Source organism: Escherichia sp. MOD1-EC4550 (genome assembly GCF_963876935.1).
GTDB classification, from domain to species: domain Bacteria; phylum Pseudomonadota; class Gammaproteobacteria; order Enterobacterales; family Enterobacteriaceae; genus Escherichia; species Escherichia coli_F.
The window spans coordinates 35,352-44,676 of sequence record NZ_CAWNSE010000051.1 but is presented as its reverse complement, the minus strand read 5'-3'; the positions used below and the strand labels follow the sequence as shown (position 1 = coordinate 44,676).

Sequence of the window (9,325 nt, the reverse complement as noted above, 5' to 3'; positions counted from 1 at the left end):
GGGCATTATCTGAACATAAAACACTATCAATAAGTTGGAGTCATCACCTTGAGCGTCTATACAAAGTTTTAAATATTTTAGGAGTGGAGATTTCGCTTAGTTCTGCACCACTTTCTACTTATACAAAGCCTGCAAATTTTGTAGAAAAGGAGTTTGATTCACCGGCAAGGCGTGAAGAATGGTGATAGAAGCCTGGCTATTTGATAAGCCTGTACATCAGGCACAGTCCCTAAATGGTGTTTATCATGCCGTCAGGTTAACAACTTTATCAATTGGAAGATCAATGCAGTCTGACGGGAAAGCGCTTTCAGAAAAGAGTTTAAAAACAGGGCCAGTAAGCTTCGCTCTTTCCACATTGCCCATTTGCTCCGGCGCTTGCAGTAATGTAAAAATCTCCTTCGAAAACAATCATCCTAAGGCTTTGTTGAATAAATAAGATTTCGTGCGAACGACCCTGTAGCTGGCTGGATTTTCAGGCAATACGCACGCTTTCTGGCATCCCAGCCTTTGTCATCCTGTTCAACGCACGCACCATGGCCATAGCTTCCGCTACCTGACCATCGTAGTCACGCTGCGTCAGTGAATCTCCCAACAACTGCTTCATTCTGTACATTGCCGTTTCCGCTATCGAGCGACGGTTATATTCCGTTGTCCATTTCCACCGTGCATTGCTTCCGCTCAGCCGCTGATTAGCAACGGCACGGTTGCGGTCTGCGTACTCACCGGGCCAGTAACCTGCTCCTTTTCGGGGAGGAATAAGCGCGCTGATTTTTTTGCGGCGCAGTTCATCGTGACAGAGCCGGGTATCGTAAGCCCCGTCTGCCGCGGCTGCCCTGATTTTTCTGTGAGTCTGCCGGATAAGGCCCGGGAAGGCTTCTGAGTCCGTGACGTTATTCAGCGACAGGTCTGCACAGACAACTTCATGTGTGTTGCTGTCAACAGCAAGATGCAACTTTCGCCAGATACGACGGCGCTCTTTGCCGTGCTTTCTGACTTTCCATTCGCCTTCACCAAAGACCTTCAGCCCGGTGGAATCAATCACCAGGTGTGCGATTTCACCCCGGGTGGACGTTTTGAAACTGACATTAACCGACTTTGCCCGCTTACTGACACTGGTGTAATCCGGGCAGCGCAACGGAACGTTCATCAGGGCAAAAATGGAATCAATAAAACCCTGCGCAGCCCGCAGGGTCAGCCGGAATACGCGTTTAATCACCAGAACGGTGGTGATGGCGAGATCAGAATAGCGCTGGGCCTTCCTCGTGATGAAGGCGTTGCCGACTCATACCAGGCCTGAATCGCTTCATCATCCAGCCAGAAAGTGAGGGAGCCACGGTTGATGAGAGCTTTGTTGTAGGTGGACCAGTTGGTGATTCTGAACTTTTGCTTTGCCACGGAATGGTCTGTGTTGTCGGGAGGATGCGTGATCTGATCCTTCAACTCAGCAAAAGTTCGATTTATTCAACAAAGCCCTTTCTTTTATCAAACAAAGAGGCCATTCCGTCATGAAAAAGACCCGCTATACAGAAGAACAGATCGCTTTTGCGCTGAAACAGGCCGAAACTGGCACTCGGGTGGAAGAAGTGTGCAGAAAGATGGGCATTTCTGAAGTTTGGCGGGATGGGCGTGACAGAACTGCGCCGTCTGCGGCAACTGGAGGATGAAAATCAGCGCCTCCGTCGTTTGGTGGCGGACCTCAGTCTGGACAAGGAAATGCTCCAGGATGTCATTCGAAAAAAGTTCTGAGGCCCGTCCAGAAACGGGAAGCGGTGGCTTATCTGCTGGATTGGTCTGCGCCGTGGCTGCCGTCTGATGATGCAGAGTCGTACGGTATACAACTACCGTAGCTGCCGCGATGACAGGGCCCTGACTCAGAGGATAAGAGAGATTGCAGAAGCGCGAGTTCGCTACGGTTGCCAGCGTATTCATATTCTTTTACGACGGGAAGGCTGGTTAATAAATCATAAGAAAACACATCAGATTTACTGTCTGGAAGGACTGAATCTGCGGACAAAACGACCCCGCCGACATGTCACTGCCAGACACCGGCGCGTCCGTCCGGAAGTTAGCGCAGTAGATCAGTGCTGGAGCATGGATTTTGTTGCTGATAATCTGTTCAACGGACGCCGGATCCGGGCGCTGGCTATAGTCGATAATTTTAGTCGGGAATGTCTGGCGATCCAGGTTGGACAGGGGTTACGTGGTGAGGATGTGGTGGTCGTTATGGAGCGTCTGAAGCAAATGAAGCGCCGTGTACCACTCCGGTTGCAGACGGACAATGGCAGCGAATTTATCTCCAAATCTCTGGACCGATGGGCCTATGAGAATAAGGTGACGATGGACTTCTCACGGCCTGGAAAGCCCACAGACAATGCACTGGTCGAGTCATTTAATGACAGACTTCGTGATGAATGTCTGAATGTGCACTGGTTCCTGTCACTGGAAGATGCTCAGGAGAAGATCGAGTGCTGGAGACAGGAATATAACCAGCAACGACCTCATTCATCATTAAACAACCTGACACCGGAGGAATTTATCCGAAGTCTGCAAAAAGGCCCGGATCTCTGATTTAACCTGGCACCGATATTGGGAATGGATCAGCAGCGCCAGCCCATATAAAAAATTTCGAATTTAAACTCCACGCATTAATCAAGGAAATCAGGATGTTGCTTTGATATGCATTCTGATACTTCGGTTATCACAGCAAGACAATTTTGAATAAAATCATCATCCACAAGGACCAAACCCTCAACACCTGAAACATCACCCTCTTCCTGAACAGGTGTAGTAGGTGTATCAACTACAAAATCAAGATTATTGAATTTAGCGACCAAATTGTTATAGCTAGCCCCATCACCATGCTTTAACGCATTGATTGCAAGATAGTAATCATGAAACTTATCTTTCAGCGAAATCTCGCCTGCCTGTTCGAGAATAGATTTAGCCTCTTTGAAACCGTCTCTACAGTGTAACCTGCGCTGTAAGTGAGCTTCGTAAACAGAAAACAACCCCACTGCATGAATCATTTTTTGCAGATTAAGAGCTTGCATATTTTTTAAAGGTGGTGTGGCACCAGTTTCAGATAATGCTTTAACTGATAAATCATAGCCTTCATTAATTTTTGCTAATGAGAAATTTGTGCATCTGTATGCTAACTCAGAAAATGAATGCATAGGTTCCTTAAAATCCCTGTTTAGTCAAAACAGTATTGATTCTAATTTGTAGTTGAAATAAGATCTATATCAGGTGCTCAAAATGTAAGTATCCTGACCTGCTCTCCGTTGATTAATACACCGCGATGTTAGTAATGTCTTCATAAGCTACATGAGGACATCCCCATGAAGAAGCGTTTTTCCGACGAGCAGATTGTCAGTATCCTCCGCGAAGCTGAAGCCGGGGTTTCTGCCCGTGAACTCTGCCGCAGTATGGACACACCACGATTTACACCTGAATTTAAGGAAGAAGCCGCCCGTCAGATAACGGAGCGCGGTTATTCCGTCGCTGAAGTATCTGACCGTCTGGGCGTCTCTACACACAGCCTCTACTAATCTACTCTCAGCAGGAAATCGCTGGTTCTCACTGGTAGTGGTTATAGACCTTTTCCCTCAAAGGTTATCGGTAGGAGCCTGTTAGCAAATACCGATACTGCTCTAATAAGCATTGCCTTACGGATGGCGTATGAGGTGTGTGGTCAGCCGCAGGACGTCATGTTTCAAAGCGCTCAAGGAAGTCAGTACACAGGACTGAAATATCATAACTTCTTTGGCGTTAGAGGATTAAGCCAAGTGTCAGCCGACGGGAAAACTGTTTGGATAACAGTCCCATAGAACGTTTCTTCCGCAGTATGAAAAAAGAATGGGTGCCAACTAATAGCTACGCAGGCAAGAACGAGGCCCGCCAACAAACTAGCGGTTATTTTCTGAATTAGTACAACAGAATCACACCTCACCTCCGTACTTATCGGTACATAGGCTGGTTAACGCCCTACACTAATTTGCATATAATGGCCTAGTCAAATATGGAAAAGTAAATCACATAAACATTTATTAAATTAAATTATGATACTTATCAATGATGAGTTTTATAGCCACGGAAGCACTAGAATAAGCACAGTAGTTTTGAATCTCATCAGCTTTATGCTTATTCCCTAAATCACAAACTGATTTAATAACGGCACAAGGAATATCATAAGAAAAGGCCGCGGCCATTACTGCATAAGACTCCATTTCAATAGCTGTTACTTTACGATGTTTATCTGCAATATCATCTACAGTAGCTTGAGTTGCAATGACCGATGATCCACAAGCCATTGGGGCTATTAATATTTGCGGTGCCGATGTTAAAGTGTTGTGTGGCCAAGAAATAACTAAAGACTTCAAAAAAACAGTGTCTTGCGATAAATCTCTTAGCTGTTCCTTCACTTTTCTGTTGAGAGCCAATTGATGAGGGTCTGGCAAGAAAATTGTATTACCTTCGTGATCTTCAGATATTTTACCAGCTCCCCAATCCCAAACAGGATCGCCGACGATAATATCTCCTAACGAAGTTTTTCCTGATACACCGGCGCAAATCCCTGTCATCAGTATTATTCTTGGTTTGAATTTTTCAATAATTCTAGTTGCTAGTTGTGACGACCATGTAACGCCCATTCTCTCTGCAGAAGATGAAACAACTTTTAGTTTAGTTCCATTAACTGTAGTTACTTCATAGAAATAATACCTGTAGCCATCAATATTTGAAGAAGTGTATGATGGTGCTAGCTTTAATAATTCCTCTAACTCTGTATCTTCTAACGCCGTTATGATAGCAACATCAGCACTCATGTAATTTATATTTTTTTCAATTGCACGAGCTTTTGTGACAAGCAAGTCTTTCCAACAATCAGCATCGTTTCTTAAGTCAAACAAAGGCCAACCAAATTTTTTGAAAGTATCAAAGTGTGAGCTTACATCCGAGGAGTTTGATGTTAATCCAAAAATATATCGTGGTATTTTTGAATGAGTCAGATGTTCAACATTATTCAACAACTCCACGCCTCCTTGAGGGTTTATATCGCCCCCATCTATATCAGGAATCTGAATATCGATAATCATGATATCAAAGAGTGTCTTACTAAGCTCATCCAATGCATCACAAACAGAAGCTACTTTGGTAAAGTTTATATTATCAAAAATACTTAACGTTTTATTAATAATTGGATATTTGTCGTAATTATCTTCAACTAAAAGAATATTCAATTTAATACCTCGTATAATTTTTCTTTAAGCAATACTTTCCACTCATTAGAAATTGAGCGAAAGAAAATAGATCCTTTGTAAATTTCCGGGTGTTTTTTTGAAAGTTTATTATCTAATATTTTCAACGGAAAGGAATCATCTCCGGCACCAAACGTATCATATTGAGTAACGACGAGAATTGGAATTTTATAACCTAATAATTCCATTTGAGCTAAAAAATCCTCACCAGCAAAACTCTCAGGTATACCACCAACGGGATCTTTGTCAGAAATGTCATATGTTGACATGCTCATATCTAATAGGATTAGATCATAGTCAGGATTGTCAAGCACTTCAAATACACCGCTTGATAAAGATTCTCGGCATGTAATGTTATTTATATTTAGTTCATCACGAAGATATTCAGAAATTGCATTTGATTTATACAAATCATCTTCTATTATTAAAAGTTTAATCATAGATTAATCCTTTTGCATTTCTAAAGGAAGCAGTAGCTGAGAAATTGTTTTCTGACAAATAACGTAAGGTTACTTCCTCGCGAGCGTTTAATTCATAACGTATAGCACTTTTAACTCTAGCAATTCCAGTATTCCCCCCCTCTCGCTGCATTAAACTTCTTAGATTCTCAGAGGAAACAGGAGCACTATACTTTATTAACTCTTGGTTTTTTTCTTCGTAATTGCAGACTGCTAAACAGTCATTTCTGACTTCGATTGAAACTTTGTTGGTTGTTTTATCAGCGATACATTCAATCTCAATATTTACATTAGATGGATGCAAAAGAGAGTATTTGATAGCATTATTCACTAAATTATAAACTATATCAACAATTGCAGATAATATGTCATATTTTATTTTAATTTTGTTGTTATCTATTACTTTAATATTTTCAATTTGAACCATGTTTTTTATAATGCCAGTTATTATTTCCATATCATAACTTTCTTCATGGAAGTCCTGCTTAAGCTTGAACCAATTTATAATAACATCTAGTTGATTAAGGACATGTTGTTTTGAAATTGTTACTAGTCTATTGAATTCATATGAAACACTACAGCCACTTTCACGCTGTATTTCATAAAGAAAATCTTCAAAATCATCAAATAACGCTAATATATCAGTTCTGCTTTTATTATCTAATGATGATATTACTCGTAAACAGGAAGAGGCAAGTTTATCTTCAATAAATTCATCTAAATAACCACAGCATTCATTGAAACTCTGTGAGAGTTCTATTTTCTTTGTGATTCTAATTAAATCATATTCATCAAAATAAAAATTAAATTTTTGTTTTGTAGGTATTGGCGAATCTATAGATATTTGCAACCAGTCATTAATAATCTCATTTATAATGAAGTAAAGTTTTTCCTTGAACTCATTCCTTTTTCTTTTTAATTGCGCGATCAAATCTTCTGGCGTATCTTTTAATAGATTGTAGAATTGCCTATCTTCATCATTATCATCGGCAGGCATGAACCCATTACTTACTAGACTACTTGTAATGGTTGATTCTAACGTGCCGTGTCGAATTCTTGTACTAAGATATGTATTAAGTCCTTTCAGTCCAAAACAATACTCCTCAATGTACGTCTTAATCATTTGAAATATTGCTTTTAACTTATAATTTTGTCCAAGAGCTGCATATTGGAGTATGTGTACGGGTAAAATATTTAACCCCATGTTTGTCACGGTGCTTATATCAACCTTTTCTAGATCCAAGTTTTTTAAAACTCGTTCAATCTCGCTATCGAGAATATCTCCAAACTCACTTCGTTTTTCTACTATGTCTTTAAAAAGAAAGTTCAACTGCTCCCAAATATTATTTAGTATATAATCTTTATCCGCATAGATCTTAGTGCTATTAACTTGTTTTTCTGCAACTTCTAGAACTTTTCTTTTAGACAATATCTTCGACTCATTTACTAATTTATCTTGATTGCCCATTTTGTTGCTAACTAGTATGTTGCAAATTCTAATTCTTTCATCATATGCTTCGCTTTGAGTTCTATACAACCATGATTTAGTTAATATATCCTTTTCGCAAACATCAGATAAATAGAAACTTAACATTCCATCAGCCTTATCAATTGGCAATTCTGAAGGATGTTTTAATCCCATATATCTAATTGATTTACCTATAGCGATACCTGTAGCGTTGATATTCATTTTTTTATCGACAAAACTATCTTTGCATAAATATAAGCAAATGGCCGTGTCAATATTAGTTGCATTTTTAGCACTTGACTCAAGTGCAGAGTAAAATTCTTCAGTAATAAAGTAGTTGATTGCTGAAGGCGAAATCTTGTACATATCTAAAAAACATCTGCATGCATCTTCTATTCTTCCCGTCATCGATTTGATTTTTATGTATAGCTGAGATAATTCCTTGTCTTTATAAGTTACTTTATCGACAAGATAATTCGATGCCTCACTGACTTTATTTTCATTCATTAACTGAAATATGAAGTACTTGAGCCTTCTTTCATTATGATGGATATCATGAGGTTCTTCTTTTTTCATGAAGATGTCTGCAGTTACTCCTTTTAGTTTGTAACTATTACTTCCCTGTGCTCTATTAGATAAAATGATAGACTTCAAAGGGGTATTATCTTTTGAAAATAAAAGTTCAGCCTTGATAATATAGGATTCTTTCTCGTTATAATATCCTTTTGACTCAATATTAATTCTGTGTTTTATCAAATTAAAAACTAAGGTTCCTCTAAACGCCAAATTTAAATTAGATAGTCTAGTTGACGAATGTTGGAATTTTTCATTTTTTGAATAGACATCAGACATCAGATTTGATTGCAAGAAATAAAAACATTCCTCAGGTAATTTTGTATCAGTTAATGATAGTGATTTTGTGAAAATCTTGAATCTTGAAGGATCGAACTCCTTTGTTTTAGATAATAGATTGATAGTGACAGCATAATCATTCAGCGTATAGCTATCATAAATCAACTGTGCTTCTTCTGATAAATCTTCATTTGAGTTTAAGTTTCTAAAAAGATAGTGATCTATAGAAGAAATATATTTCAGTATGTCGTCATAATATGGTTCATAACCACTGTATATGCCGGTAATGGTCATGTAACAGAGTGTTTCAAATGCCTTGTATAAATCTACTAATGTTGAACTTAACTCATGTTTAATTACTTGAAAAATGTCAAACGTAATATCACTGCTATTTAAACCAAAAATTCTATAGTTGATGAAGCTATAAATACCGTTCTTCAAAGCTTCTGAGTCTATTATTTCCGGGGCGATTAAAATCCCATCATTTATTTCATTTAAGTTGCTTTGGTGAATTTTTATTAAAATGTCATCAACATCATTATAATTTTTTGTTTCATCACCAATTCGAACCTCTCCATACATTAGGTATTCTATGTTATTTCTTTGGGTAATACTCCAAAAACTTAGACCAAAACTCGAATCAATTTCGTCTAAAATATCAAGTGCATCTTTCGGTTTATCGAATAGCAAACTGTCAATATATTTTTTCTCTAAAGAGATGAGTTTAGATATTGAATTTTGATTTCGATTAAGAATTCCAATCACATAATGAAATAGTACATTGTTACTAGCAGATTTCACAGGCTCAGGTATAAATATTTTGAATTCATATATCGTTCTGTTTTCAATTGCTTCGCCGATACTAGTCACATTATTGAAAGGAAATTTTTTATACATAATCTTAGAAAAAGTTTGAAGAGTTTTTGGTTCTAGTTCTTTAAATGCCTTTTTCAAGATAACATTTTTATTTCCGCTGCTTTTGAATATTTTGTCTAAAGTGCTTATTTTTCTTGCCATTTTTGGCTCCACTTAAGGTGGCATATTTATTCATTCAGTATCAGGAATAACTGTTCAGACCTAGTATGTTTTCACCTGTTCAAGTCAGGGAGTAACCTTTCGCTTCACAGTTTTGTAGGAAAACCTGTTAATTTGTTAAAATTCCGTTGCCTTAGCGCTCCGTGTGCAATGTTGATGGCACAATGCTACCGCCCTCAGAGGCAAGAGCCCTTGATAAACTCTATGCTAGCGCAACCTACACTTTATTCAATAGATCAATCAGATAACTAATCAAA

The 9,325-nt window shown here is 38.6% G+C and carries 6 protein-coding genes and 5 pseudogenes; 6 read left to right on the top strand and 5 right to left on the bottom strand.

Annotation, left to right across the window (positions count from 1 at the left end; translation table 11 throughout):
• Both AACU19_RS21150 and AACU19_RS21145 read left to right on the top strand, forming a co-directional pair.
• On the top strand, positions 1-185 hold a 185-nt coding region (locus AACU19_RS21150; protein ID WP_105278500.1), incomplete at its 5' end, for a hypothetical protein.
• Positions 179-436: a hypothetical protein gene (locus AACU19_RS21145; RefSeq protein WP_105278499.1), complete on the top strand. Its 258-nt coding sequence runs from the start codon at positions 179-181 to the stop codon at positions 434-436. The genes AACU19_RS21150 and AACU19_RS21145, both read left to right, overlap by 7 nt.
• 36 nt (positions 437-472) lie before the next feature.
• Here AACU19_RS21145 and AACU19_RS21140 read toward each other — a convergent pair.
• Positions 473-1,395: pseudogene (locus tag AACU19_RS21140) on the bottom strand (IS5 family transposase).
• Positions 1,396-1,505: 110 nt separating this feature from the next.
• On the opposite strand from AACU19_RS21140, the pseudogene AACU19_RS21135 reads away from it, so the two are divergent.
• A pseudogene (locus tag AACU19_RS21135) lies at positions 1,506-2,568 on the top strand (IS3 family transposase).
• Positions 2,569-2,645: 77 nt separating this feature from the next.
• Here the strand turns inward: AACU19_RS21135 and AACU19_RS21130 are convergent.
• Positions 2,646-3,173: a hypothetical protein gene (locus AACU19_RS21130; protein ID WP_105278498.1), complete on the bottom strand. Its 528-nt coding sequence runs from the start codon at positions 3,171-3,173 to the stop codon at positions 2,646-2,648.
• Positions 3,174-3,338: 165 nt separating this feature from the next.
• On the opposite strand from AACU19_RS21130, the pseudogene AACU19_RS21125 reads away from it, so the two are divergent.
• The 3 pseudogenes from AACU19_RS21125 to AACU19_RS21115 form a co-directional block, all read left to right on the top strand.
• Positions 3,339-3,422 (top strand): annotated as a pseudogene (locus tag AACU19_RS21125) (transposase); the annotation flags it as partial.
• A 3-nt stretch (positions 3,423-3,425) separates the two neighbouring features.
• Positions 3,426-3,545: pseudogene (locus tag AACU19_RS21120) on the top strand (transposase); the annotation flags it as partial.
• A gap of 13 nt (positions 3,546-3,558) precedes the next feature.
• Positions 3,559-3,925 (top strand): annotated as a pseudogene (locus AACU19_RS21115) (DDE-type integrase/transposase/recombinase); the annotation flags it as partial.
• A 121-nt stretch (positions 3,926-4,046) separates the two neighbouring features.
• On the opposite strand, the gene AACU19_RS21110 reads toward AACU19_RS21115, so the two are convergent.
• From AACU19_RS21110 to AACU19_RS21100, 3 genes are read right to left on the bottom strand one after another with little or no spacing between them, the layout of a single operon-like run.
• Positions 4,047-5,237 (bottom strand): 5'-methylthioadenosine/S-adenosylhomocysteine nucleosidase family protein, encoded by a 1,191-nt coding sequence (locus AACU19_RS21110; protein WP_023157064.1) that lies wholly within the window; start codon positions 5,235-5,237, stop codon positions 4,047-4,049.
• On the bottom strand, positions 5,234-5,695 hold the full coding sequence (locus AACU19_RS21105; protein ID WP_000593665.1) for a response regulator: 462 nt from the start codon (positions 5,693-5,695) through the stop codon (positions 5,234-5,236). The genes AACU19_RS21110 and AACU19_RS21105 overlap by 4 nt, the downstream gene beginning before the upstream one ends.
• Positions 5,688-9,050 (bottom strand): ATP-binding protein, encoded by a 3,363-nt coding sequence (locus AACU19_RS21100; RefSeq protein ID WP_029404079.1) that lies wholly within the window; start codon positions 9,048-9,050, stop codon positions 5,688-5,690. Before AACU19_RS21100 ends, AACU19_RS21105 begins: the two co-directional genes overlap by 8 nt.
• Positions 9,051-9,325: the final 275 nt, after the last annotated feature.